The organism is Catenovulum sp. 2E275, from assembly GCF_025515275.1.
GTDB lineage: Bacteria > Pseudomonadota > Gammaproteobacteria > Enterobacterales > Alteromonadaceae > Catenovulum.
This window is the reverse complement of the sequence record NZ_JAOPFU010000015.1, coordinates 61,993-88,411: the sequence shown is the minus strand read 5'-3', so window position 1 is coordinate 88,411 and position 26,419 is coordinate 61,993. Positions and strand designations below refer to the sequence as shown.

29 protein-coding genes are annotated in these 26,419 nt (G+C 38.7%); 14 read left to right on the top strand and 15 right to left on the bottom strand.

Features of this window, described 5'->3' with window-relative positions; translation table 11 throughout:
• Positions 1–172: 172 nt before the first annotated feature.
• On the top strand, positions 173–700 hold the full coding sequence (locus N7931_RS09585) for a gamma carbonic anhydrase family protein (RefSeq protein ID WP_262793670.1): 528 nt from the start codon (positions 173–175) through the stop codon (positions 698–700).
• A gap of 32 nt (positions 701–732) precedes the next feature.
• On the opposite strand, the gene aroE is transcribed toward N7931_RS09585, so the two are convergent.
• The gene (gene aroE / locus N7931_RS09580) at positions 733–1,554 is read right to left on the bottom strand and encodes a shikimate dehydrogenase (protein WP_262793669.1); all 822 of its coding nucleotides are present in this window, start codon (positions 1,552–1,554) and stop codon (positions 733–735) included.
• 77 nt (positions 1,555–1,631) lie between these two features.
• Here aroE and N7931_RS09575 point away from each other — a divergent pair, with 77 nt between their 5' ends.
• A complete protein-coding gene (locus N7931_RS09575; protein ID WP_262793668.1) occupies positions 1,632–2,015 on the top strand; it encodes a group II truncated hemoglobin in 384 nt (127 codons plus the stop codon).
• Here the strand turns inward: N7931_RS09575 and hemF are convergent.
• The 6 genes from hemF to N7931_RS09545 form a co-directional block, all read right to left on the bottom strand.
• Positions 2,002–2,919: an oxygen-dependent coproporphyrinogen oxidase gene (gene hemF / locus N7931_RS09570; protein WP_262793667.1), complete on the bottom strand. Its 918-nt coding sequence runs from the start codon at positions 2,917–2,919 to the stop codon at positions 2,002–2,004. The two genes, N7931_RS09575 and hemF, sit on opposite strands and share 14 nt — an antisense overlap.
• Complete coding sequence (locus N7931_RS09565) at positions 2,916–3,476, bottom strand: L-threonylcarbamoyladenylate synthase (RefSeq protein WP_262793666.1); 561 nt, start codon at positions 3,474–3,476, stop codon at positions 2,916–2,918. The genes hemF and N7931_RS09565 overlap by 4 nt, the downstream gene beginning before the upstream one ends.
• Before the next feature lie 88 nt (positions 3,477–3,564).
• Positions 3,565–4,134 (bottom strand): type I DNA topoisomerase, encoded by a 570-nt coding sequence (locus tag N7931_RS09560; protein WP_262793665.1) that lies wholly within the window; start codon positions 4,132–4,134, stop codon positions 3,565–3,567.
• A 41-nt stretch (positions 4,135–4,175) separates the two neighbouring features.
• Positions 4,176–4,652 carry a DUF494 family protein gene (locus N7931_RS09555; RefSeq protein WP_262793664.1) on the bottom strand — a complete coding sequence of 159 codons (477 nt, stop codon included), beginning with the start codon at positions 4,650–4,652 and terminating at the stop codon, positions 4,176–4,178.
• 2 nt (positions 4,653–4,654) lie between these two features.
• A complete protein-coding gene (gene dprA / locus N7931_RS09550) occupies positions 4,655–5,767 on the bottom strand; it encodes a DNA-processing protein DprA (RefSeq protein WP_262793663.1) in 1,113 nt (370 codons plus the stop codon).
• An 8-nt stretch (positions 5,768–5,775) separates the two neighbouring features.
• Entirely contained in the window at positions 5,776–6,858 is a 1,083-nt protein-coding gene (locus tag N7931_RS09545) for a LysM peptidoglycan-binding domain-containing protein (protein WP_262793662.1), read from the bottom strand.
• Between the two features lie 112 nt (positions 6,859–6,970).
• Here N7931_RS09545 and def point away from each other — a divergent pair, with 112 nt between their 5' ends.
• From def to trkA, 4 genes are read left to right on the top strand one after another with little or no spacing between them, the layout of a single operon-like run.
• Positions 6,971–7,474: a peptide deformylase gene (def, locus tag N7931_RS09540; RefSeq protein WP_262793660.1), complete on the top strand. Its 504-nt coding sequence runs from the start codon at positions 6,971–6,973 to the stop codon at positions 7,472–7,474.
• A 25-nt stretch (positions 7,475–7,499) separates the two neighbouring features.
• Positions 7,500–8,438 (top strand): methionyl-tRNA formyltransferase, encoded by a 939-nt coding sequence (gene fmt, locus N7931_RS09535; RefSeq protein ID WP_262793659.1) that lies wholly within the window; start codon positions 7,500–7,502, stop codon positions 8,436–8,438.
• Entirely contained in the window at positions 8,435–9,733 is a 1,299-nt protein-coding gene (gene rsmB, locus N7931_RS09530; protein WP_262793658.1) for a 16S rRNA (cytosine(967)-C(5))-methyltransferase RsmB, read from the top strand. The genes fmt and rsmB overlap by 4 nt, the downstream gene beginning before the upstream one ends.
• An 18-nt stretch (positions 9,734–9,751) precedes the next feature.
• The gene (trkA, locus tag N7931_RS09525) at positions 9,752–11,137 is read left to right on the top strand and encodes a Trk system potassium transporter TrkA (protein ID WP_262793656.1); all 1,386 of its coding nucleotides are present in this window, start codon (positions 9,752–9,754) and stop codon (positions 11,135–11,137) included.
• Between the two features lie 48 nt (positions 11,138–11,185).
• Here the strand turns inward: trkA and N7931_RS09520 are convergent, their stop codons facing one another.
• From N7931_RS09520 to N7931_RS09500, 5 genes are all read right to left on the bottom strand, one after another.
• Positions 11,186–11,884: a hypothetical protein gene (locus tag N7931_RS09520; protein WP_262793654.1), complete on the bottom strand. Its 699-nt coding sequence runs from the start codon at positions 11,882–11,884 to the stop codon at positions 11,186–11,188.
• Positions 11,885–11,900: 16 nt separating this feature from the next.
• Entirely contained in the window at positions 11,901–12,482 is a 582-nt protein-coding gene (locus N7931_RS09515; protein ID WP_262793653.1) for a sigma-70 family RNA polymerase sigma factor, read from the bottom strand.
• Between the two features lie 51 nt (positions 12,483–12,533).
• A complete protein-coding gene (locus N7931_RS09510; RefSeq protein ID WP_262793651.1) occupies positions 12,534–13,217 on the bottom strand; it encodes an energy transducer TonB in 684 nt (227 codons plus the stop codon).
• A 123-nt stretch (positions 13,218–13,340) separates the two neighbouring features.
• Positions 13,341–14,792: a TrkH family potassium uptake protein gene (locus N7931_RS09505; RefSeq protein ID WP_262793650.1), complete on the bottom strand. Its 1,452-nt coding sequence runs from the start codon at positions 14,790–14,792 to the stop codon at positions 13,341–13,343.
• A gap of 6 nt (positions 14,793–14,798) precedes the next feature.
• Positions 14,799–15,410, bottom strand: a complete 612-nt coding sequence (locus N7931_RS09500; RefSeq protein ID WP_262793672.1) for a YigZ family protein — start codon at positions 15,408–15,410, stop codon at positions 14,799–14,801.
• A 121-nt stretch (positions 15,411–15,531) separates the two neighbouring features.
• Here N7931_RS09500 and N7931_RS09495 point away from each other — a divergent pair, with 121 nt between their 5' ends.
• The 8 genes from N7931_RS09495 (at position 15,532) to N7931_RS09460 (ending at position 21,686) form a co-directional block, all read left to right on the top strand.
• Positions 15,532–15,930: a diacylglycerol kinase gene (locus N7931_RS09495; RefSeq protein ID WP_262793649.1), complete on the top strand. Its 399-nt coding sequence runs from the start codon at positions 15,532–15,534 to the stop codon at positions 15,928–15,930.
• A gap of 213 nt (positions 15,931–16,143) precedes the next feature.
• A complete protein-coding gene (locus N7931_RS09490; RefSeq protein WP_262793648.1) occupies positions 16,144–16,770 on the top strand; it encodes a c-type cytochrome in 627 nt (208 codons plus the stop codon).
• A gap of 805 nt (positions 16,771–17,575) precedes the next feature.
• Positions 17,576–18,121 carry a Der GTPase-activating protein YihI gene (gene yihI, locus N7931_RS09485; protein ID WP_262793647.1) on the top strand — a complete coding sequence of 182 codons (546 nt, stop codon included), beginning with the start codon at positions 17,576–17,578 and terminating at the stop codon, positions 18,119–18,121.
• Between the two features lie 2 nt (positions 18,122–18,123).
• Positions 18,124–18,582: a DUF2489 domain-containing protein gene (locus N7931_RS09480; protein WP_262793645.1), complete on the top strand. Its 459-nt coding sequence runs from the start codon at positions 18,124–18,126 to the stop codon at positions 18,580–18,582.
• A gap of 102 nt (positions 18,583–18,684) precedes the next feature.
• Positions 18,685–20,190, top strand: a complete 1,506-nt coding sequence (locus tag N7931_RS09475) for a hypothetical protein (RefSeq protein WP_262793644.1) — start codon at positions 18,685–18,687, stop codon at positions 20,188–20,190.
• Between the two features lie 2 nt (positions 20,191–20,192).
• Complete coding sequence (locus tag N7931_RS09470) at positions 20,193–20,504, top strand: DUF2007 domain-containing protein (RefSeq protein WP_262793643.1); 312 nt, start codon at positions 20,193–20,195, stop codon at positions 20,502–20,504.
• Positions 20,505–20,522: 18 nt separating this feature from the next.
• Complete coding sequence (locus N7931_RS09465; protein ID WP_262793641.1) at positions 20,523–21,119, top strand: YjaG family protein; 597 nt, start codon at positions 20,523–20,525, stop codon at positions 21,117–21,119.
• A 150-nt stretch (positions 21,120–21,269) separates the two neighbouring features.
• A complete protein-coding gene (locus tag N7931_RS09460; protein ID WP_262793640.1) occupies positions 21,270–21,686 on the top strand; it encodes a hypothetical protein in 417 nt (138 codons plus the stop codon).
• A 168-nt stretch (positions 21,687–21,854) separates the two neighbouring features.
• Here the strand turns inward: N7931_RS09460 and N7931_RS09455 are convergent, their stop codons facing one another.
• The 3 genes from N7931_RS09455 to N7931_RS09445 are packed head-to-tail and all read right to left on the bottom strand — an operon-like array spanning position 21,855 to position 26,323.
• Positions 21,855–23,216: an efflux transporter outer membrane subunit gene (locus N7931_RS09455; protein ID WP_262793638.1), complete on the bottom strand. Its 1,362-nt coding sequence runs from the start codon at positions 23,214–23,216 to the stop codon at positions 21,855–21,857.
• Complete coding sequence (locus N7931_RS09450; RefSeq protein ID WP_262793636.1) at positions 23,217–25,160, bottom strand: MacB family efflux pump subunit; 1,944 nt, start codon at positions 25,158–25,160, stop codon at positions 23,217–23,219.
• Positions 25,160–26,323: an efflux RND transporter periplasmic adaptor subunit gene (locus tag N7931_RS09445; protein ID WP_262793635.1), complete on the bottom strand. Its 1,164-nt coding sequence runs from the start codon at positions 26,321–26,323 to the stop codon at positions 25,160–25,162. Before N7931_RS09445 ends, N7931_RS09450 begins: the two co-directional genes overlap by 1 nt.
• Positions 26,324–26,419: the final 96 nt, after the last annotated feature.

Sequence of the window (26,419 nt, the reverse complement as noted above, 5' to 3'; positions counted from 1 at the left end):
CTGCGTGTCGCTGCGTTGTGGGGGCGCATTATAGGGACAAAACAAACCCCGTCAACGCTTTTTTTGAATTTATTTCTTTTTTTTAATCGTTCGGTTAATTAAGCTACAACTTGCTTATTTATTGGCTTTGTGTCTAACTTATAACTACCTTTTCCCTACATATTTAAAACATATGAAAACCCATAGAGCATATAAAAAAATATCTCCGACAATTGCCAATACTGCATACATAGATGAAAGTGCAGTTTTAATTGGTGATATTGTTATTGATCAGGATTCCAGTGTTTGGCCTTTAGTGGCAGCCAGAGGCGATGTTAATTATATAAAAGTAGGCCAACGTACTAATATTCAAGACGGGAGTATTTTGCATGTAACCCGTCAAACCAGTTCAAATCCCGATGGATACCCATTAATTATTGGTGACGATGTAACAATTGGTCATAAAGCAATGCTGCATGGCTGTTATATTGGTAACCGTGTATTAATTGGTATGGGGGCGATTGTATTAGATGGCGCAATTATAGAAGACGATGTCATGTTAGCAGCAGGCTCTTTGGTATCTCCCAATAAAAAGCTCGAATCAGGTTATTTATATATGGGCAGCCCTGCTAAACAAGCCAGAAAGTTAACTCAAGCTGAAATTGACTTTTTAAAACAGTCAGCGCTCAACTATGTTGAGTTAAAAGATGATTACCTTTAGTAATCATCTTTTAACTCGCTTGCATTCAAATGTTACTTTGTTAACTCACCATTTCGTAATTTATCAACTACAGATAAAATTTCTGGCTTAACCCCTCGCCAGATACAAAAGCTTTCAGCAGCTTGACCAACCAGCATACCTAAACCATCTAATGCTAGCTTTACATCATTTTGACGAGCCCATTCAACAAATACGGTTGGTTTATCACCATAAACCATGTCATAAGCAAAACCACTTTTTGTAAATACTGTAGCCGGTATATCTGGCAACTCATTCGATAAACTTGCCGATGTTGAATTAATGACCAAATCATAACGTTGGTTTAACTCATCAAACCCAAGCGCACTGATATTACCTTTATCCAAAAACCGATCTGCAAGTTGTTGAGCTTTATTTAATGTTCGGTTTGCAACCACCAATTGAGCAGGCGCTTGCTCCAATAAAGGTTCAATAACACCACTTGCAGCGCCACCGGCACCAATTAATAAAATGGATTTGCCCGTTAATGGAATTTGATTTGCCAATAAATCATTTACTAAACCAGCGCCATCTGTCGTATCCGCTTCGATTGTACCGTCAGCTAAAAATTTTAATGTATTAGCAGCCTGAGCTAGTTGTGCTCTATTAGTCACTTTATCTGCCAATTTAAATGCTCTTTCTTTAAAAGGCACGGTTACATTACAACCTTTGCCACCGGCTTTTATAAAGTTAGCAATGTCCTGTTCAAACTCATCAAGTTCAGAAAATTGTGCGGTATACTCTATAGCTTGCTCAGTTTGTCTGGCAAACTCGGCATGAATCAAAGGTGATTTACTTTGTTTAATTGGGTTACCATATACTTTGTATTGATCCATGAAAATCCTAATCTTTAAATTGAGAAATAACTTTGTTTGGCATTAAAAAGATATTTACGCGAAAAAACAAGTCAGATATGCAGCAAAATACCCCCTATACCTTAATTGGTGGAGAAAGTCAGGTTAATAAATTAGCGAATCGCTTTTACGATATTATGGAAAACGATCCACACGCAGCCGAGTTATTAGCCATTCATCCGCAACCTATGGATTCTATCAGGCAGCGCTTTTTTGAATTTTTATCTGGCTGGTTAGGTGGGCCTGATTTATTTGTTGAAAAGTATGGACACCCAAGATTACGTGCCAGACATCTGCCTTTTAAAGTCACACCGCATCAGCGTGACTTGTGGATGTTATGTATGAACCAAGCTTTAGACGAAGTTGTCTCTCACCCGGCTTTAAAAAAAGAGTTGCAAAAAAGTTTCTACCAGCTTGCAACTCATATGATTAATTCAGATTAAGCCAATTTTGAGGTTTTAAGTATCGCTCATATAACTTAGCTTCAGCACTATCTTCGGCGGGTTGATAATTATATTCCCACCTCGCCAGTGGCGGCATAGACATTAAAATAGATTCTGTTCTGCCACCACTTTGTAACCCAAACAAAGTGCCGCGATCAAATACCAGATTAAACTCAACATACCGTCCTCGACGATAAAGCTGGAATTGTCGCTGATGTTCTGTGTATTGTGTATTTTTACGCTTTTCAATAATTGGTATATAAGCATCAATAAAACCTAAACCGACCGCTTTTATATAATCAAAACAGGTTTCAAACGGCCATTGGTTTAAATCATCAAAAAATAGTCCACCTACGCCTCGGGTTTCATCTCTATGTTTTAAATAAAAATATTCATCACACCATGTTTTATATTTAGGGTATACATCATCACCAAAAGGTTTAGATAAATCCAAAGCAGTCTGATGCCAATGCACAACATCTTCCTCAACTGGATAAAAAGGAGTTAAATCAAAACCACCACCAAACCACCAAACGGGTGCTTCACCCTCTTTTTCAGCAATAAAAAAACGAACATTAGCGTGTGAGGTTGGTATATGCGGATTTTTTGGATGAATAACCAGAGAAACACCACAAGCTTGCCAGCTTCGTCCAGCTAATTCTGGCCGATGAGCCGTTGCCGATGGTGGCATTTTATCACCATAGACATGAGAGAAATTAACCCCGCCTTGCTCAATTACATTGCCGTTAGTTAATACTCGGGTTCGGCCACCGCCACCTTCTGCTCTATCCCAAGCATCTTCGACAAATTTAGCGCTACCGTCTGCTTTTTCTAAGGCGTTACAAATTGAATCTTGTAAGGCTAATAAAAATGTTTTTACGTCTTCAATATTTACTTGGCTCATGATCTAAATACTTGTTGAGTTAACGGGTTAATAATTGTACTTGGTTTATCGGACTCACCTAATGCGCCATCCAAAATATAATCTACCTGCGACTGAAAAACAGATTTAACCGCATTAGCAGATTTAAGTGAGTCCTGCCCAGATAAATTAGCGCTGGTAGAAACAATAGGTTTACCAAATTGACGACATAATTCACGAGCAATCGGGTGAGCAGTTACCCTAACCGCCAAAGTATTAAATTGACCAGTTAATAATTCAGATACGCCTTTTTTAACAGGTAATAACAAGGTGAAAGGCCCCGGCCAATGTGAAAAAACATGATAGCGCTTATCCTGCGGAATAGCGTTATCATCCACATAACGCGTTAATTGAGAATAATCACTGGCAATTAAAATGACGCCTTTATCAACCGGTCTTTGTTTGAGTTCAAGAATTTTATTAACCGCTTGCTGATTATCAGGATCACAACCCAGTCCAAAACAAGATTCAGTTGGATAAGCAATCACACCACCTTGATTCAAAGCTTCGACCGCTTGCAAATAGATATTTTCAGACATAACACAATACAATACAATGATAACTAAGGTATCGGGATTATACCCTTAAGCAAACAGATTTTGCAGGTTACTTTACTGAAACTAAAATTTATTCTCGATCGATTTTGTGGCCACATTTTTTTTGCGGGCAAACCAACTTACTTTGCCCTCTCAATGTTTTTTCCATCATCACAGGCCAATCACATTCAGGACAAGAATGAGCCACCGGCTTAAAGTTTAAAGCATAGTTGCAATCAGGATAAGCAGAACAGGCATAAAACAGTTTACCAAATCGGTTTTGCCTTTGAGTTAACTCGCCTTTATTGCATTTGGGACACTGAATATTCGTATTTTGAGTTTGTTCCTGATCAGTATGATCAACAAAATCACAGGCAGGGAAATTTGTACAACCAATAAAAATACCATAGCGCCCATGTTTAACCGCAAGCTCGTGCTGGCATTTAGGACACTCAGAACCTTCAATAATTTTATTGGTTTCAGCTTGCTCCTGATACAAAGGTTTAATGTAATCACAACTGGGATACTGACTACAGCCTAAAAAAGGGCCTTTTTTACCGGAGCGAAAAACAAGCTCGCCACCGCACTCAGGACAAGTATGAAACTCTTTATCGAGTGCGTGAGCTTTATTAGAAAATAATTCAGGTGTTTTATCCGACATATTTACAAACTAACATCATCAAAATCACACCACAAGTTTGCTTAATGTAATAAACCATCAGGTTCGTCAAAAACTAACTCTTCCATTTGGTTATATGCAGTTTCATGACCAGGCACATTAAACAGAACCATTAAAATAACCCATTTAAGGTCATCTAATAAAAATTCAGGTGTTTCCAGCGCCATCACCCTGTCGATAACCATTTCACGGGTTTCAATGTCAAGCACATTAATTTGCTCTAAAAACATAATAAATCCCTGACTTTTTGGATCGAGTCGAGTTTGCTCTTCGGCAGTATAAATACGCACTGAAGGGCTAAGGCATGGTTTAGTTAAATAGGGAATGGTGTCAGAGTTTTGTAAGTCTGCGAGTTTTTCAAGCCAGTTAAGTGCTTTATAAATCTCATCGACCTCAAAGCCAGCTTTCAACAATTCATCAGTTAACTGGTCATGATCAACCATAACTTCAGTTTCGCTGTGAATATAGTTCTCAAACAAATACATGAGGATATCAAACATATCTATTCCCTCCTCAATCGAATGTAACCACCCGAAGTAGCTGCAATAAGACCTTGCAATTCAAGATCCAGAAGTTGAGATAAAACCAAATCGACGGGTTGCTGTGTCCTTTCGACCAACTCATCAATCGAAGTCACCTCATAATCTAAGTTAACCAACAATTCATGACTTGTGAAGTTTTCTTTTGTATTTTTTTCAATATTTTGCGAAAAAAGTGAGAAATTCATAGTTTTAGCGACCTGAGGTAACTCCTCAATTAAATCATCTATAACTTGTACGAGTTTTGCGCCTTGTTGGATTAACTGATGACACCCTTTACTGCGTGGATCATGAATACTACCCGGAATAGCAAAAACCTCCCGATTTTGCTCCAGAGCATATTTAGCTGTAATTAACGAGCCACTTTGCAATGCAGCCTCAACCACCAGCACACCATAACTTAAACCACTAATAATCCGGTTTCGCCTTGGAAAATGCTGTGCTCTAGCCTGAGTACCCGGCATAAACTCAGAAATCATCAAACCTTGTTCTAAAATTTGCTGATACAAAGCTTGATTACGTTTTGGGTAAATCACATCAGGGCCAGTTCCGAGTACCGCAATGGTTTTCCCGTCACCATCGAGCGCACCTCGGTGTGCATGGCCATCAATCCCAGCAGCAAAACCACTGGTTACCACCAAATTATGCCGAGCTAGCGCTTTCGCAAACTGAAAAGCATTGTCCTGACCATAATGAGAAGCATGACGACTGCCTACTAAAGCAATTTGTGGCTGGTTTAGCAGGGTGATATCACCAATTGCATATAAAATAAGTGGAGGCGAACTAATCTGCTTTAATAGTTCAGGATACAATTCACTTTGATAATGAATAATATGATGCTGCGGGTTACTTGCCTGCCAGTCTAATAAAAGCTGAAGTTGTTCAAAGTCGGTATTTTGGATTTGCTGAATTTGCTCCGGCTTAAACCCTAATCCAGCTAAACTTGTTTTATCGCTTTGATAAATTTTTTCAAGCGAGCTAAATTCCAGCAAACGTAAAATTTGTGAAACCCTAAGTCCTTTCACTTGTTTAAATGCCAGCCAATGTTCTGTTAAGTTTTGCAGTCCTTTGCTCATATCATTATCTATTCTGGTTGGGCGACTAAATCACCTATTTTAAGAGGTCTATTTGCATCTGTAATAAGGGCGTAACTAGCATCTTGATACACTTTAAATACAACTAAATCACCGACTTTTTCAAGCGGCATTGTCTGCTCTTTAGAAAATAACTGAGTAAAATATCCGGCATCTTCATAATAAACGGGCTGACCATTTTTAACTGCAATACTTGGGCTTTGCCGAAATATTCCCAGCACATTACCCGTTTCTAATAATTGATTTACACCAGCATTAATCACTACAACTTCCAGCTTACTGAATTCGCGAAATTCAGAAGCAGATGCGATAATTTTGGCGTCAACATTTTGTTTGGGTGCGCTCAAATGAAACAAAACCGGTAACGCTTTATCATCTGAGAGCGGTAATAAAATATCGCCTTGCAAAACTTCTTTTAAATTATTGAGCAATTTTAGCCGACTCATTGAGTTTTCAGAATGAATTACCCGAGCCATTCCTGTTAATTCGACCTCAAGGATCTCATCATGCCCTGCGAGTAAACTCTTGTTCGCACTCAAACGATAAATACCATATAACTCATTGGCAATTAGCTGACCTTGGCTATATAACAAATCCCCTTCTATTTTTATTTTATTCTTGTTATCACCGCCCAATAAAATAGCGGCATTATTATATTCACCTACAGACACTAACCGATGATTAGTTAAATAAGGCTTAATCGTATTAAGAGGCAAAGTAGCGATAGCAGATAAGTTTTTATGAACAATTCTTTTTTCGGGGGAAAGTTTAACCTGCTTTTTATTTTTATTTTGATTTACAACCAATCTAGGATTACCTTCGACATCAAATACCAGAGATAAAACATCACCGGGATAGATCCAGTGAGGATCTTTAATTTGTAAATTATTTCCCCAAAGTTTTGGCCAGTTCCAAGGGGAATTTAAATAAATCGCAGAAATATCCCACAAGGTATCACCTTTTTTAACTACATAATTAGCTGGTGCATCTGCTTTTAATTTTAGAACATCAGCAAAGCTGGCAAAGCCGATAATGCTTAAAGTAAAGCAAAAAATACGGATTAACTGAGGCATTTGGCTTCCTTGTAATACGATTTATTAGCCATATCAATAATAAAAAGGTTAAAATGTGCTTTAGTTAAGCATAAGCTAAAAGTTATTAACGTATAGAAACATATAGAAAATTATGGCGATTTATCAAGTTTTAAAATATCCGGATGAAAGACTCCGCACAGTTGCAAAAGAAGTAACTGACGTAAATGATGCTGTTAAACAAATTTGTGAAAACATGATTGAAACCATGTACGAATCACAAGGTGTTGGTTTAGCGTCTACTCAGGTTGATGTAATTGAACGTATTTTTGTTGCAGATTGCAGTGAAGAACAAAATGAACCTTTGGTATTTATTAACCCTGAAATTGTTGAAAAGCGCGGTGAAAGAGTTCACGAAGAAGGCTGTTTATCTTTTCCGGGCGTCTACGCTAAAGTAGAGCGAGCAGACGAAGTAACAGTAAAAGCTTTGGATAAAAATGGTGAAGAATTCACTATGGATGCAGACGGGTTATTAGCCATTTGTATTCAGCACGAGCTTGATCATTTAAACGGCAAATTATTTGTAGATTATTTATCGCCATTAAAACGCCAAATGATCCGTAAAAAATTGGAAAAAGAAGCCAAACTAGCTCGCTAAGTCCCATTAAATATAGGTAAAGCTTTTGTCACTGAATATCGTTTTTGCAGGTACACCTGACTTTGCAGCTAGACATCTGGCTGCACTTATCTCATCTGAACATAATGTTATTGCTGTATATAGCCAGCCGGACAGACCAGCCGGTCGTGGCAAAAAATTACAGGCATCCGCAGTAAAACAAATCGCGTTAGAGCATAATATTCCGGTTTTTCAGCCCGAAAATTTTAAAACAGAGCAAGCTCAAACAGAGTTAGCAGAGTTAAATGCAGATATTATGGTTGTAGTTGCTTACGGTTTATTACTCCCAAAAACAGTTTTAGATACGCCAAAATTAGGGTGTATTAATGTGCATGGTTCTTTATTACCTAAATGGCGTGGAGCAGCACCTATTCAGCGCTCAATTTGGGCAGGCGATCAACAAACCGGCATAACTATCATGCAAATGGACGAAGGGTTAGATACCGGCGATATGCTGCTAATTAAAGCAGTTGAGATTGAAAGCGATGATACATCCGCCAGTTTATATGAAAAATTAGCGCAAATCGGCCCACAAGCGTTACTTGAATCACTTGCTCAAATTGCCAATAAAACGAGCACAGCAGTTAAACAAGATGACAGCCAAGCTAATTACGCGAAAAAATTAACCAAAGAAGAAGCTTTAATTGACTGGAATCATAGTGCAGCACAACTAGAGCGCAATATTCGAGCGTTTAACCCTTGGCCAGTTGCTTATTTTGAATTGGATGATAAAGCAATAAAAGTACATCAGGCACAAGTTATGCCGGGTCAAAACAATGCCAAGCCAGGCACTATTTTAGCCGCCAATAAAAATGGTATTTTAGTACAAACCGCAGAGCAAGCATTAAATATTACCCAACTACAAATTCCGGGTAAAAAAGCGATGCCTGTAAGCGATATTTTAAATGCCCGTCAAGACTGGTTTATTGAAGGAGCTCAACTTTGAGCTTAAATACACGCGCAATTAGCGCCCAAATCATTTATGCCGTATTAGACAAACAACAGTCTCTTGGACAATGTTTTGAGCAGTACAGCCACAGTTTAACCCCGAGTCAACGCGGTCAGTGTCAGGACTTTGTTTATGGTGTACTCAGACATTATAGCCAATACAACTACTTTATTAATCAGTTAACCCATACCAAAATCAAACCGGATTTTAATTTAGTTCGTTATTTAATTGCAGTCGGCATATATCAACTAGAACAAGAAAGAGTCGCCGATCATGCTGCGGTAGGTGAAACGGTTGAAGCTTGCAAACAATTGGAGATGGAAGGTTTTTCCAGTTTAGTTAACGCTCTTTTGCGTAGTTATCAAAGGGAACAACATAGCCTTCAACAAAAATTAGCCGCCGCACCGGCTCAAGTTAGCAGTTCACATCCCGACTGGCTGATTCGCAGGTTAAAAGCCGCTTATCCTAAAGGCTGGAAAAAAATTGTTAAACAAAATTTAGCAAAACCGCCCTTTTGGTTACGAATCAATCAAAATAAACAAAGCGCAGCAGACTATAAAAAAATGCTTAGCGCAGCTGATATAGCATTTAGTGAAGACAAACAAGCAGAAACCATTTTATTAGCTCAACCAACCCCAGTTGATTTATTACCAGAGTTTTTTGAAGGCGCTTGCTCGGTACAAGATAAAGCAGCTCAGCAGGCAGCCCGTTTACTCGGTGCGCAAAATGGTGAATATATTTTGGATGCCTGCGCCGCACCGGGCGGAAAAACCGCGCATATTTTAGAAATAGCCCAAACCGCTAACTGTGATGCGCTGGATATAGAAGAAACCAGATTAAACCGCGTAAGCCAAGCCATGCAAAGGCTCAATTTAAGCTGCAATATTTTACTGGGTGATGCCAGCAAGCAAGACTGGTGGAGCGGACAATTATATGACCGCATTTTATTAGATGCGCCTTGCTCTGCAACCGGAGTTATTCGTCGCCACCCAGATATTTTGTATTTGCGTAAAGATGAAGACATTAATGCTTTAAGCCAGCTCCAGTCACAAATATTAAAAAATATGTGGTCAATGCTTAAACCGGGCGGCACACTGCTGTATGCAACATGCTCTGTTTTACCGGAAGAAAACAAACAGCAAATCATACAATTTTTAAAATCGCAGCCGGATGCTAAACTCGATCCAATATTTGACAGTGAAACCAGTGATGATCCGGGCTGGCAGATTTTACCGGGCAACCAAAATATGGACGGCTTTTATTACGCACGTTTAATCAAACAGCCAAAATAATAAAGATTAGATATAGCTATGAAAATAATCATCTTAGGTGCAGGTCAGGTTGGTGCAACACTCGCTGAAAACTTAGTGGGCGAACACAAAAGTAAAAACGATATTACACTGGTTGATAACGACGCAGCTAGGCTTCATGAGTTGCAAGATAAGTTTGATATTCAGGTAATTGTTGGTCATGCGAGCCACCCAGATGTATTACGCCGCGCCGGTGCCGAAGATGCTGATTTATTGGTTGCAGTAACCAACAGTGATGAAACCAATATGGTCGCCTGTCAGGTTGCTTACACTTTGTATCATACCCCTAATAAAATAGCCCGAATTCGCTCACATCAATACACCCGTTATCGCCAGCAATTATTTCACAACCATGATATGCCGGTAGATAATATAATTTCACCGGAGCAACTGGTCACCAAATATATTAAACGCTTAATTGACTATCCGGGGGCTTTACAAGTAATGGGGTTTGCTGGCGGTAAAGCCAGTTTAGTTGCGGTAAAAGCTTATTATGGCGGTATGCTGGTTGGTCATGCGTTATCTGCGCTGCGCGATCACATGCCAAACGTAGAAACCCGAGTAGCGGCAATCTACCGTCAGGGGCGACCTATCCGACCTTTGGGGACAACCGTGATAGAAGCCGACGACGAAGTATTTTTTATTGCCGCAACCAAACATATCCGGGCGGTAATGAGTGAACTCCAAAAGCTTGAAGCTTCATACCGCCGAATTATGATCGCTGGTGGTGGTAACATAGGTGAAGGTTTAGCAAGGCAACTTGAAAGCAGCCATAAAGTAAAATTAATTGAGCGCAACCCAGAGCGTGCCGCTTATTTATCAGAACACCTTGAAAATACCATTGTATTTTGTGGTGATGCTTCTGACCCCGAACTATTAAACGAAGAACATATCGAACAGGTTGATGTATTTATTGCGGTCACCAATGATGACGAAGCAAACATAATGTCAGCCATGCTCGCCAAACGTTTAGGCGCACAAAAAACAATGGTACTGATTCAACACAGCGCTTATGTTGATTTAGTACAAGGCGGCGAAATAGATATTGCCATTTCGCCTCAACAGGCCACCATCTCAGCCTTGTTAACATATGTACGTAAAGGCGATATTGTAAACGTATATTCTCTGCGCCGTGGCGCAGCCGAAGCTATTGAAGCAATAGCACATGGCGACAAAGAAACCTCAAAAGTAGTTGGCCGCGCAATTAAAGATATAAAATTACCACCCGGCACGACTATCGGCGCAATCGTGCGTAAAGACGAAGTTATCATCGCCCATAACAATACAGTGATAGAGTCAAACGATCATGTCATTCTGTTTTTGGTTGAAAAGAAATATGTAAGTGATGTAGAAAAGCTATTCCAGCCATCAGCTATATTTTTCTAATACAAAGATCATTAAATTATTGATATCGACTAACAAAGCGAGCAACAGCTATACAGGGCAAGTTACGGTATTTTCAGTTGGCTCGATTGCTACAAGTGCAACAATTTTGCCATTTTTATCAAATACAACTTGTACCAATTGGTTTTGTCTGCTGAGTTTGTCCCAGTTAACTTGAACTTGTCTGCTGTTTTGTGCAGCAGGCTGATAAATAAAAGACTGGCTATTTTTACAAAACACCAACGCGTTTTCATTTTTACTTTGCATCACCTGAGCAATCCGGCTATAAAGTAAATTATCACTACGATTTAAATAAGTTTGATCTAACCGCGCTAACTCTTCTTTTAAATTTTGGTTAAGCGCAATTACCTGCGCCCGATTTTTTGCAATATCCTGTTCCAGCTTAATAATAAACTCTGGTTTGCTCTGTTGCGGAATCACTTGTAATTGGCTTAATTCAATATAAGAATTGTTTGGTTTTATCTCTGGCTGCAACATTTTCACCGAAATAACCGCAATAAACAGAGCACAACTCAGCGCTAACCAACTTCCCCAGTTCACTGATTTTTTATTGTTTTGCTCCACTTTATAATTGACAGAACGAATTATATTCTCAGTTAAATTTTTATCCGGTTTTATCTGTGATTCATTGTCAGCCTGCAAGCGTAACAGCGCATATTCAAACTGCTCATCTGACTCTGAGTTATCTACTTTTGAATTTAATTTAGATTCATGAGTTGTTGGTTTCATAACTTAACTCTTGTTTTCACTGTACTTTATTTAATTCAGTTAACAGAATTTGTTTAAGTGTTTGTTTAGCATATCTAATCCGGCTTTTAACTGTTTCTTGCGGCTCACCCACAATCTCACTGATTTGGTTTAATGAAAATCCCTGCAACTGAAGTAATAAGCTCTCTTTATGAATAAAAGCGAGTTTAGATAAAGCTTGGCGATATAACCCAAGTTCCACACTCTCTAATTCTTCATTATTCACCTCAATAAAATCAGCTTGTTGTATCGCTTCATCTCCAGTCAAAATTAACTTATTTTGCCGCCTAAATTCGTCTAATAATAAATTTCGGGCGATAGTATATAACCAAGGTTTAAACTCATGCTCTGCTGAATATAAATATTGTTTTTCAATTAATTTAAGCCAAGCCTGCTGACAAATATCGGCTGCTAAATCAGGGTTTGATTGCTGAACAATAAATTTATATAAACTGTTTTGATGTTGGTGTACCAATGTTTCAAGCCAAGACGCATCCTGAGTTTGAATAAACTTAAGCATTGCATCGTGACTCGAAACTTGAGAGGTTTGCCAAAATGGTAATTTAAGCAGTTTCAGCATTAATCGTCCTAAAAGCTACAGTTGAGATAATTGATAAAACGCTGTTTAAACTTAGTTTTGCTCTAAATTAAATTTAAGCTCAACACTCTGACCTGTCAAAACAATCGCTCTGCCCTCTTTTAACTGAGGTTTGTATTTCCATTTTTTCAGCGCTGCAATTGCCGCCCGATCAAATACGCGTTTTGGCTCAGCATCAAGTACCTTGATATTTTCAACCTCACCGGCTAAACCAATATCAAAACTTAACCTTACCCAACCTTCTATTCCTTGCATCGCTGCTGTGGTTGGATATTTAGGTTCCATTCTAAACATAGGCGAAGCTTGTGAATTAGCTGGTAATGCAAATAATTTATTACCTAAATCAACTGGCGGTGTTTCAAGTTGAGCTAACTTTATAGTGTTGGTGGATGTTAATTCATTATTGTCTGCCGAAGCAGGTTTAACTTGTGGAGGTGGGGCAAGCTTGGGCGGTGGTGGTAACTTTTCTATTTCATTTGCTTTTGGCTGTGTTTTATCTACCACAATATTAGGAATAATAATGCTTTCAGGCGTAGCTGGAGGCTCGGAAAACTCTTTATATGTCAATGTATGCATTAAAACAAATAAAGCAAAACTAATCGCTAATCCGGCTAAGCTAAAAACCGTAGCTTTTAATAATGATTGAACCTTAGTTAAATAGATTTTTATGGATGGTAGTGTTGGCTGAAACTGGTTATAGTTTGGTGTATTGATCATGCTTCATATCCTCGTTTTGTCGAATATTTATCTTATTCCTCTACAAAACGTTTGAAGCAGACAAACAGGGTTAAAAAATTTTAATTATTTTTAACCCTCTCCTAAATCAGTTAACTATAACAACTAAGATCGCCAAAATGTTGGTGTAAATAAAACTAACAGGGTAAAGATTTCAAGACGACCAAATAACATAGCAACCACCAAAATATGTTTAGCGGAATCAGGAATATCGCCAAAATGAGCAGCAACCTCACCTAAACCCGGACCTAAGTTATTTAAACATGCAGCCGTTGCCGAAAATGCAGTTAAATCATCTAAGCCAGTTGCAATTAACGAGATCATTATCACGACAAAAATAAGCGCATAAGCGGAGAAAAACCCCCATACCGCATCAACCACTTTATCCGGTAAAGCTTTGCGACCCAGCTTAATTGAATAAACCGCCTTTGGATGAACTAAACGATTCAGCTCTCGTACGCCTTGTAAATAAAGCAAAACAACCCGAACCACTTTTAAACCACCACCAGTTGAACCAGCACAGCCACCAATAAAACTGGAGAAAATAAGTAAAATAGGTAAAAACACAGGCCACTGGGCAAAAGCATCGGTCGCAAAACCTGCGGTTGTACTAATTGAAACAGCCTGAAATGCAGCCTGATTTAAAGCAGTTTCGGCAGAGTCGTAAACTTGCCGGTCGAGCAATACCCAAAAGGTAATTAAAGTGACTACCAACTGAATAGATAAAAAAGCTTTAAATTCAGGATCTTTTAAATAATTTAAAATAGAGCGGCTTTTAAGCACACCATAATGCAGTGTGAAATTAACACTGGAGATAATTAAAAAGATAATACAAATCCAGTTGATTAAGGCGCTGTCAAAGTACCCCATGCTGGCATCATGAGTTGAGAAACCACCAATCGCAATAGTTGAAAATGAATGACAAATTGCATCAAAAAATGTCATTCCAGCGCCCCAATATGCGAGCGTGCAAACAATGGTTAACGACAAATAAATAAACCATAAATGTTTGGCGGTATCTGCAATTCGCGGCGTTACTTTAGTATCTTTAACCGGCCCTGGGATTTCAGCGCGGTAAAGCTGCAAGCCACCAATGCCGAGCATAGGTAAAATCGCAACGGCCAATACAATAATACCCATACCACCAAACCATTGTAATTGCTGGCGGTAAAATAAAACGGCTTTGGGGTAAGAGTCTAACCCAGTTAATACAGTTGCCCCGGTTGTAGTTAAGCCTGAAAAGCTTTCAAAAATGGCGTTTGCCATTGAAATGGAAGGTTCGTCTAAAAACGCAAAAGGTAAAGCTCCAACTAAACCCAGTACACTCCAGAATAAAACTACAATCAAAAACCCTTCACGGGCTTTTAGTTCGCTGCGATCATTACGGTTTGGATACCATAAACATAAACCGCCGGTAATAGTTGCAACAAATGCCAGAACAAACGCTAAACCCCCACCGTCTTTATAAATAAGTGAGACCAATGCCGGTGGTAACATAAATATGCTAAAAATGCCGACCAGAATGCCGAGAATACGGGTTATCGCGCGATATTTCATATATTGTTATTTTTGCTCTAAAGGCTGCAAACTGAGTTGAAGATCATTTAATTTGGTCTGCAAATTGTCGCTGCTTGTGTCAGTAAGCGCAAGCAGCAATTCGATTTTATCCGAATATTGTGTCTCTAATATATCGGCTTGCTCTTGGTTAAGCCAATATTGGATCTGATCAAACTGCGGATAATCACACAACAAAGTATATTTTTGTTTAGGGATCACCCAACTGGTTACTAAAGAATTCAAAGCTAACTTAACGCCACCGGCATAAGCTTTAACCAAACCACCAGTACCGAGTTTAACCCCGCCAAAATAACGAATAGACACAGCTAAAATATGGCCGATTTTTGCACCTTGCAATACCGCCAACATGGGCTTTCCCGCTGTACCACTGGGCTCTCCGTCATCTGAAAAGCCCATTTGATTAAAATCATAAGGTGCGCCTCCAACAAAAGCACTGCAATGATGGCGGGCATCAGGAAAACGCTCTTTCACTTCTTTAATAATATCTTTTGCCTGCTGCGCAGACTGAACCGGATAAATTTGAGTTATAAAACGGCTGTTTTTTATGGTTTCTTCCACCTGATGAAACTCAGCAGGCATTAAATAAGCATTGGACATATTAATCAAAAAGCCTTACCTACACTGTCATGACAAATTCATCAAAGCGTTATTGTAAGTTAACAAAAATTATTTAAAACTAGACTACCATAAACCTCGCAAAATAAAGAGCAGCAAAACCATGCCCGAGCAACGTCATGCAACCCCATTTAAGCCAAATGGAACCGGAGTTAACCGCATTATTAGGGCGGCAAGTTGCTCATTCAAAGGGTTAAGGGCAGCATTTAAGCACGAAGCCGCATTCCGTCAGGAACTCATTTTATGTTTAGCCTTAGTACCTATTGCTCTATTCACCAGCGATACTTTAACTCGCTTCATGGCGCTGATTTCGGTATTAATTTTGGTTTTAATTGTCGAGCTTTTAAATTCCGCAATTGAAGCAACCGTAGACAGAATTAGTTTAGAACACCATAAATTAGCAGGCCGGGCTAAAGATATGGGCTCGGCCGCAGTGGCATTGAGTTTACTTACTGCATTAATCGTTTGGTTAGGACACATTTATTTATTGTTTTTTGGTTAAGCAAAAACTCAGTAAATCCCTCTTTATAAGCTATTTAATGGCTAAAAATTAAAAAAAAGTGCCTTAGATCAAACGAAACTGTGTTTTCAAGGTTTTTACTTGGCTCGATTCGTGTAAAATACGAAAAATTTTTCTGTGTAGTGGGTAAACTCAACTTTGAGTAAAAAAATACACAGCCCTATTTATTTGAATATTTTAAATGAGAACGGAGCCATGAAGAAATCAGCAATTGCATTAGCGATGTTTTTTGGTCTGACCGCAGCTAGTCAGGCGTCTAGTATTAAAGGTGATGCCGAAGCGGGTAAAGCGAAATCAGCGACTTGTGCGGCTTGCCATTCTGTTGACGGTAACAGTGTAATTCCTGCAAACCCAAAAATTGCAGGCCAAAGTGCTGAATACTTATATAAACAATTAAAAGACTTTAAATCAGCAGCATCTGGTGGCGAAGGTCGTGCTAACGCAATTATGGCTGGAATGGTTGCCCCATTATCTGATCAAGATATGAAAGATTTAGCCGTTTACTTCGCTTCTCAAGAAACATCAGCTGGCTCAACTCCGGAAGATATGATTACCAAAGCTCAACAATTATACCGCGCAGGTGATGCATCTCGTGGTTTAACCGCTTGTACAGCTTGTCACTTACCAGACGGTAGCGGTATGCCATTAGCCGGTTTTCCTAAGTTGTCAGGCCAAAACCAAGCTTATGTTGAAGCTCAGTTAAAAGCTTTCCGTGACGGTCAGCGCACTAATGATTTAAATGGCATGATGCAAGACATTGCAGCTAAACTAACAGACGAAGATATTAAATTATTATCTAACTACGTTTCTGGTTTACACTAAATAAATACTGGCCAGTTATCCCAATAAATAACTGGCCTACTTTCATTTAAATTATTAAAAAATTCTCTTTTTCAATAAATTCCTTTTTATTTCAATGTTATTGATACCTTCATTTTATTCAATCAAATCATAGTCAATATAAAAATGTGAGAGATATCTCACAAAACTTGTAAGAAATTTAATATAAAAACTTTCGGTAATAACGAATCAATTTAATAATACTGAAATAAAACCCCTTTATTATCATAAACGTAAACAATTCTCAGTTAGGGATTAGTTCACAAAAAACAAATTAAACAGATTAAGCCGTTGTGATAGCCGAATTAATCCGTAATATTACTGACGTTACATGGAGTAACGTCAACAGATAAAATTAATACTGGAAATATTTGGTAAGGAAACTTGGTAAGGAAACATTAATAACAAAGTGGACAATTTGGTTGAATAAGGATGGTTGATTTTAGTCAAGGGTGACACGTAAACCACAGCATATATGGAAGCTTGATAAACGTAACGGAATTACCTTAATAACAAACCGGACATAATAAAAACAGATTGGAGAGCGTAGACTGGGAATGTCTAATTTTATACGGAAATGAGCTCAGATTATCTAATTTATCGACAGGTAAATTAACTTTATACAAAGCGGCTTCTGCCGCTTTTTTTATTTGTTTTGATCAACAAGCTACAATTGTCATAATCCTACTAAACAATAGCTCTGATAGTGCCAACTTAAATTAATTTAGCTATATATCGACAACATGGTAAAATTAACTTATCTATTTCAAAGCTAGACAGATCCGATATGACTCGCATCAAAAAAACCAGAAAGCTAGGCTCATTAGGCCCACGCAAAGCAGACAAAAGACCAGAGAAATCAACCGCAGAAACGCGTAAACATGAGCGCAAAGGATTAAAATCAGGCACTCGTAATGGTCAACTAGAAGCTAAAAAACCGGTTGATACTCAAACAGGTTCTACTAAAGATCCAAAAATTGGTAGCAAAAAGCCCATTGACTTATTTGGTCAAACACCAGAGCAAACCAATAAAATTGATGCCCCAATGCAGCCACAGGCTAAATTGAATAAACAGAAAAAAGTCGTAGAACCAACACAGGCTTGGCAACAAGAGTTAGCTCAATTAGAAAATGATCAAAACCTACAAAGCTTGTTAGATCGTTATGACAATAACGACAAACTAACCGCAGCAGAATTGGCTGAACTCAACAAAAAAATGGCTCGCCATGCTTGGTTAATGGAAAAACTTGGCCTTGATGAAATAGAAATGGATGAAGACGAAGCCCTGTTTGACGAATGGGAAAAAACTGATTTTAAAAACGACGACTATTAATTATGACTGATACTTGGATTTACATTTTAATCGCCCTTGGCGGTTTAATTTTAGCAGGGCTTGCATTTTACGCTGGCAAATTACTGTTTCAGCTTAAAGCGCAAACTCAAGCAGTTGAAGCGGCAAAACAAAAACGAGATAACAAAATTATTGAAAGCATTCAAACCATAGCTCAGGCTGTAGAGCAAGAGCAATGCGAAGTAAGTGAAGGCGCATTACGTTTGGCTGTATTATTTGATCATTTATCAGACTCAACCACCGCCGATTATCCAAAGCGCTACCCAGCCGTTCATCAGCTTAATGAAAAAATAAAGCACCTCGATGTATTAGAAGCGCGTAAAGCATTGCCCAAACAAGAGCGAATGAAGCAGGATGTTATTCGGTTAAAAGCCGAAGCAGAGCATAAAGAAGCCGTAATGACAGAAGCCAACTTAATTAGTCAATTTAGCATGTCAGCATAAAATGAGCCGCTAACGGCTCATTTTATATTTTTGAACTTTTGCGCTTTAGTTTGGACTGACTAAACTTAAATTTAAGTAAGACGTAAATGGACGAGGTTCAAGATGCACCCCAACAAAGAAACCATTATTAACTTTGCCCTCAAGTTACGCCAGCAAGGACAAATCATCGATCGCAGTGCTTTTAACCAAATTGCTGAATGGGAGCATTTAGAGGACTGCATGCAAATATGGCAGGAATATTTAAACACTGCCGATGCTGAGCAAAATAAGCTGCTCGATAATCAACTCACCCAAGAACTCACCACCAGCTTTACCGCCCTGTTAAATAGCATTGAACAGCAACAGCTCAAACACTTAAAACAAGCTGAACATAAAATAGAAAACCTGCATTTACAGTATTCTGTGCAATATAATCAATCGCTTGATCAGCAAAGCAAATTGATTAAACAAGTGCATGATTTAAAACAGTCGGTAGCAGAATCTAAATCTCAAAATAATAAATTACAGGCAGAGTTTGATCGAGTGTATTCACAGGCAGAGCAAAGCCGCCACCTAATTGACCAAAAAGAAGAAGAAAACCGTAGTTTGTGGCGACAACTTGAAGAATTAACCTCAAAGCTAGATGAACAAAAATGGGTTTTAACCGAGCAAATTGTTGACCATAAACGCCATCATAATAGTGAATCGCAGCACCATCAACAAATTGAGGCTAAATGGCTGGCCAAAGCCAAAATTCAAGATGACACCATAAGCTCACAAAACCAACAAATAAAAGAACTAAAAGCCAGTTTAAATCAAGCAGAACAAAAGCTGGAATTTGCCAATGAACAATTAATGAGTGATGCAAAAAAACAACAATACAACCAAGAAGATAAAGCCTATTTATCCAACAGTTTGCATAAAGAAATAAACGAACTGACAGAGCTTAATACAGAGTTAAAGCAACACCTTGAAAGTGCCGAACAAAATTATAAAAAAAACCAGCAGCAACTCAGCAAACAAATTACCGAGCTAACTGAAAAGAACATTCATTTAGCCAGTCAACTTGATGACAAAAACAACTTGCTGGCCGCCACTAATCATAATGATCAGTCTAAACTAGAAGAAATGACTGACAAAATCAAAATGCTAGAACAAAGGCTCAATACCACCAAAAGCCAACTGCTCGAAAAAGAAGATAAACTTCATCATTTAAGTAACGAGCAAGCTTATAAAGCAGAGCAATTAAAACAACAGCATCAAAGAGCTTTAGAGCACGAACAATATCAGCAAAAAATGCTCTTAGAGCAGCAATATAAAACTGATAAAAAATTAGCCCAACTCGAAAAAGAGTTAAGCCAGCAAATAAAACTAAGGGAAGAAGCTAATATAGAATCTCGTCAAACCCTGCGAAAACAGGATGAGTTAATCACCTATTTACAGCAAGAAGTAAAAGGTCAAAAGCAGCAAATTAACAGCCAAAAGTTGCAAGCAGATAAGTTAGCTCAGCAATTGGAATTAACCCAAACCAAGTTAAATCAAAGTCAGGCTGACTTAACCCATGCACAAAAAACGATTCAAAAGCTAAAAGCAGAATTAGATCAACAACTCAACTATCAGCAGGCTTAAACATGACAGAATGGACAAAAGCTTATCAAACCGACAATTTAATGCAGGCGCATTGTGTAAAGGGCTTGTTGGAACAATCTGGTTTAAAAACCCAAATAACCGGAGAAGCCCTGCAAGGTGCGATTGGCGAACTCCCCGCCACAGGCTTAAATATTGAGTTATATGTTTTTTACACCCAATTAAATCAGGCACGACAAATAATTAAAACTTACGAATCAGCTGCCGGAGAACAATGGCAATGCAATAAATGCCACGAAATAAATGAATCAACATTTGAAATTTGCTGGCATTGCAGTCATGATCCACTTTCTTAAACTGAACAAGACGTTAGCATGAAAAAACCAGCCACTTTTGCCAGAATCCGCGCATTAAAACCCAAACAACAAATTGCGTTTAATCAAATGTTAATTTGCCGAATGTTACCTAATTATGCGCTTTACCAAGAACTCACCCAAACTGGCGATATAAAAGTATTAGAAAATATCAGTGATTTGATCTGGCAATGGTTATACACCCCAAAATTTAACCTTGATCAGGATTTACAACAGGAAAAAATTGAAGCTGTTATTCCAACCGCCCAACCGGATGACGGCATAGGTGTATACGCAGCAATAGATGTTAGCATGGCATTAATTGCCAACATCAGTATTTTAAAAGACAGCGACTACCGCCATAAAGAAATCACCCTACCGTCATTAATTTCGCAAGGCACAATTGAGCGGCTATTAATTACCACCGCAGAAGTTGAACACAGCCAAGAAGCGCTAGCCCACCCGCACATGCAATGGGAAATAGAAACCCAAAATGAGTTTTTAGACGCAGTAGAAAAAATAAAAACCTTTACCAAAGCAGAATGCCGCGAACTCAAAAAAATCGCACTTGCCGATGGTATGACCAACCTAGGCCTTGAAATAGAAACCGAAAACTAAATAGCAGTTTATATATTAATAATAGGTAGCTTGGTTTAGCGCCGCAGGCGCGTAAGCCAAGTATTATTAAACCGACAGACCAAGATAGCAAAACTTAAATCTAATCTTAAATTTTTACAAATAAGATTATGCTAGTGTGAACGAAAATTCATGATAAAAACAGGTAGGTCTAGCAAGTATGCCAGTGTAACAACTCAGTGGAAAGAGTTTATAAAAGGAATAATATTTACTTTAATTGTTATTGCTTTGATAAAGATTTTTACTGATATTGGTGAGAATTCATTTACGCTATCTTTTGAATTTGTTGATGTAAAACCTAAAACAATTTCAGTCAACTTTGATAATTATCAACTGCAATTCAGTAAATTAAGTTTTGAATCTCTTGATACAATGGGCAATACCCTAGAATTTCTGACTCCGAATAAGCATGGCTATTTTGACCTTGAGATCCAAACTGAAAATGGAGATATTCTGAGTCAAAATAATATTGAATACAAATCGGGTAAATATAATTACATCACTATCGTCAATGGAAAAGTTGTGAATGTAAAAGGGCATTGGGAGTAATACTATACCTAACAAAAAACTTATGTGGGACTGCTAATTACGATTAGCTGATCTAAAATAATTTACCGCTAATATATTTTGCTTTTGGCACTTTGCGCCAGCCTGATTTGAATCCGATAAATTAACCGTTAAATAGCCTGTATTTACAGGCTATTTAACAAAACCGTTTTATTGTGCAGTTAAGCTTGGTGAACCAGCTAAAGCTCTAAACACATCCACATTGGCTTGCAGTACATCCAGTTTTGCGGTGGCAAACGTTAACTTAGCGCTAAACCAGCTACGCTGTGCGTTTAATAGGTTGATAAAATCAGTATCGCCAGAATCAAATCGAATTTGAGCCAATTCATAAAGCTGCTGATTATTGGCCAGCTCCTCTGCTCTAATGCCAAATAGCGTATTTTGATACTCTAAATCGGTAATGGTGTCTAAACTTTCTTTTACCGCTTGCACTACGGTTTCACGGTAATTAACTACGGCAATATCAACATCGGTTTTAGCAGCTTCAATTTGAGCATCAATTTGTCCGGCATTAAATATTGGCATGCTTAATCCAGCCGCTAAACTTGCAGCCCAGCCAGATCCTAAATTAAGTAAATCAGAGGAGCTTAAACCAGAGCTAATCGATAAACTCGGCCATTTTCTTTGCTCTGTTTGATATAAACTAGCATCCTGCATTTTTAACTGGGTTTGCGCAATTTGGATATCTGGTCTTCTCATTAATAGTTCTGCGGATTGCTGTGCAGAAATAGCCGGAATAGACAGTGCATTAATATCTTCATTATTCAGCGCGAGTGCCATATCGCTTTGCCCTAATAATGCAGCTAAAGCTCGCTCGCTTACTTGCAAGTCACGCTTTACTTTCATTAACTGGCTTTGCGCACTTAAATAAGAATTTTTTTGCTGGCTAACTTCTATTCCAGAGACACTACCAGCTTCAAATTTGGTTTGAATCAAAGTTAATAATGATTCACTGGCAGATAAGTTTTGCTCACCAATGTTCAGCCGTTGTTGTAGCGAGATATGATTAAAATACAAGCTGGCTAGCTGACTTTGCAATTGTAATAAAGTGCTTTCTAGTTGCTGCTGAGTTGCAACTAAATTAAGTTCTGCACTGGCATTAGCGGCCTCACGAGCGCCCCATAAATCTACCTCATAACCGGCAGAAAACCCTAAGCTGTTGCTATTTGATTCACTATTGTTATCAAAGCCATAACCATAACTTTGTCTGGCACTTGAGTTAATGCTAAACCAGTTTTCAGCCTCTTGCTGAGCCAAAGCAGAATGTGCTTTTTCTAACCTTAATTGGGCTGTTTGTAAATTAAGGTTATCGTTAGCTAGTTGCGCCATTAAGTGATTTAACTGAGCAGACCCAAATTGCTGCCACCACACACTTTGTTGAATATTCACTACGGTTTGCTGGCTTTGCTCGGTCAGAGAATTTGGCATTGCCATGGTTAAATCATATTCGTTTGGCTGATAAGCACAGCCGGATAAAATAATGATTAAAGAAGTTGCTAAAACTGATTTCATTTAATCCTCTGCTAAAGCTTGTATTGGATTTAACTTAGCGGCTTTATGGGCTGGTGCGTAACCAAAAACAAGACCCACTAATAAAGATGTTATAAAGGCTAATACTGGCGGCATCATGGTAAAGGCGATGGGTATATCAAACCCCATTAAAATAAGCGAGGTAATAAAACCAAAGGCAATACCAATTAAGCCACCTAAAATACAAACCACCCAAGCTTCAATATTAAATTGTTTTAATATATCGCGCGGTTTCGCACCAGTTGCTATGCGTAACCCAATTTCGCGTCGGCGCTCAGATACATTAACCAACATAATGTTCATCACCCCGATTCCGCCAACAAACAATGAAATGCCCGCAACAGAGGCCAATAACCAAGTTAAGGTATCTTGGGTTTCACTAATGGTTTCAACCAAAGATTCCGTTGTACGGATCATGAAGTCTTCTTGTCCGTGGCGGGCAATTAATTTAGCTTTAATAGCTTCAGTGACTTGATCCACCTTATCGGTTTCTTCTACTTTCACCAAAATAGAGTTTAAAAAGCTGCGGCCAAATGCTTTTAACTGGCCGGTAGTGATTGGGATTAATACTTCGTCATCCATATCATTACCACCGGCGGTAGCACCTTTGGCCTGCAATACACCAATAACCTGATAAAACGCACTTTGCATTAATACATATTTACCAATTGGTTCTTCACCGTTGGGAAAAAGTTGGTCAGCCACAGTTGAGCCAATTACCACCACAGGGGCAAAGTTTTTTAAATCGTCATCGGTAAAAAAGACCCCTTTTGCCATTTCCCAATCTTTAGTGCCTTTATAATCTGAGTTTGTGCCTTTAATTCGGCCACGAAAATCATACTGACCATGACGAATAGTTGCTCTGGTAGAACGCTCTGGCGCGGTATATAAAATACCGTCAATTTGAGAAATAGCATCGGCATCTTCTAGCGATAAACTGGCATTTTCACCTGTGCTGCGAATATTTGCCCCACCGGGAATCACCAAAATTAAATTGGTTCCTATTGCTTCTATTCGTTTTAAAACCTGTTGCTTACCACCCTCACCTATCGCCATCATGGTGACTACTGAGGCAACGCCAATAATAATTCCCAGCAGAGTTAATAAAGTTCTAAACCAATTAGCGTGTAAAGCAGTAAACGCCATCACAATAGATTCTAATGTTGCTATGCCCGGCAGCGCCCTAATTGGTGATTTAGCGGTTCGATTTTGCTGTGTTTCGGCTTGCGCTTGCTGGTCTTGCGAGTCAGATAAAATAACCCCGTCTTTAACCTGAATCAGCCGATCAGCATGCTCTGCAACTTCGGGATCATGCGTGATTAAAATCACAGTGACCCCTTCTTGGTTCAGTTGCTTTAATAAAGCTAATAGCTGCTCGCCACTGGCTGAATCTAATGCACCTGTGGGTTCATCGGCTAAAATGACCTCTGCGCCATTAATTAATGCTCTGGCAACCGATACCCTTTGTTGCTGACCACCGGAAAGCTCAGTTGGCTTATGTAAACCTCGATCTTCCAAACCTAATTTTGCTAATAGCTCATCCGCTTTAGCAAAGCGCTCATTTTTATCAATACCAGCATAAATAGCTGGCATCGCCACGTTTTCTTGCGCGGTATAATTAGACAATAATTGATAACGCTGAAAAACAAAGCCAAAGGTTTTTAACCTAAGCGCAGATAAACAATCCGCATTTAAACTGGCAACCGATTGCCCGTTAATAAAATATTCGCCGGAAGTTGGTTTATCCAAACAGCCTAAAATATTCATTAAGGTTGATTTACCCGAGCCGGATTGCCCCATAATGGCAACAAACTCACCTCGCTCAATCGTTAAATTAATTTGGTCTAAAGCTTTTACTTCGATGTCGTTACTTGAGTAATAACGACATACATTTTTAAGCTCAAGTAATGGCATGCTTTGCGACATTAAAAACGTCCTCGTCGTGGAAAACCACCATCTGACGGAGCTGCTGTCTGATTACGTTTTTGGCCGATAATCACTTCCTGATCAACTTCCAAGCCAGACAAAATTTCAATTTGAGTACGGTTTTTAACGCCAGTTTTTACTTTAACCCGCTCAATACCTTGCGGTGTTTTTAGTTGAGCAAACGCGCCTCTTGGGGTTTCTCTTACTGCACTTAATGGCACAACTAATGTATTGTCGGCTTTTTCTTCAACAAAAAATACCTGAGTAGTCATTGAGTCCATTAGCTGGCCATTCTGATTTTCAATATCCATTAAGGCTTGATACAAAACAACATCATTAACCACATTTGGGGTTGGCAGCACTTGCCTTACCTCGGTATACCAATGTTTTTTAGAATCGCCCAGCGTAGAGAAATAAACCGGCATGCCTTGTTTTAACTTGGTGACATCCGCTTCAGACACTTCGGCTCTGAGTGTCATTGTGCTTAAATCAGATATTTTAAGCAGCACAGGCGCATTTTGGTTAGCGTTTAGGGTTTGACCTTCCCTAACAGCAATACTTGCAACCGTCCCTGAAATGGGCGCATAAATTTTGGCATAACCTAAACGGGCTCTGTCACCCTCAATTCCGGCTTCATCGGCTTTAATTTGGGCAATACTGGTTTGAATTTTAGATTTAAGCACAATCACATTAGTTTGGCTGTCGACTAAGGTATCTTCACTAACGGCTTGTTTTTCGTATAACGACTGATTACGTTTCGCTCTAAGTTCAGCCAGTTTTAACTCGGCTTCTAACTGGGTTAACTGAGCTTTTTTACTTTCGAGCGAAGCTTCTGCTTGCTGGAGGTTGGTTTCAAAAACGGTTGCATCAATTTCAACTAAAAGCTGGCCCATTTCAACTTTCTGGCCTTCTTCTACATAAATTTTTTCAACCTGACCAGATACCTGCGCACCAACTTCAACATAGTGTTTAGGCTCTAGTGAACCGGTTGATACAATTGTTTTTTCAATCGAGCCAAGTTTTACTGGCGCAAATAATGCGTTTTCTTGCGGGGAATCACTTTTAAAAAAATAACCATAAGCGGCATAACTAATGCCTGCCACTATTACAATTATCAATAATCGCCAAAACCAGCGACCAGAACTTTTCTTTAACCCTGTCATATATTTACCCAAATGACTATTTGACTTATTAAAATTGAACTAACAATATAAATAAGTGCATTATCAGTCGAGTAAATTTACCAAAGCTTTACGTTA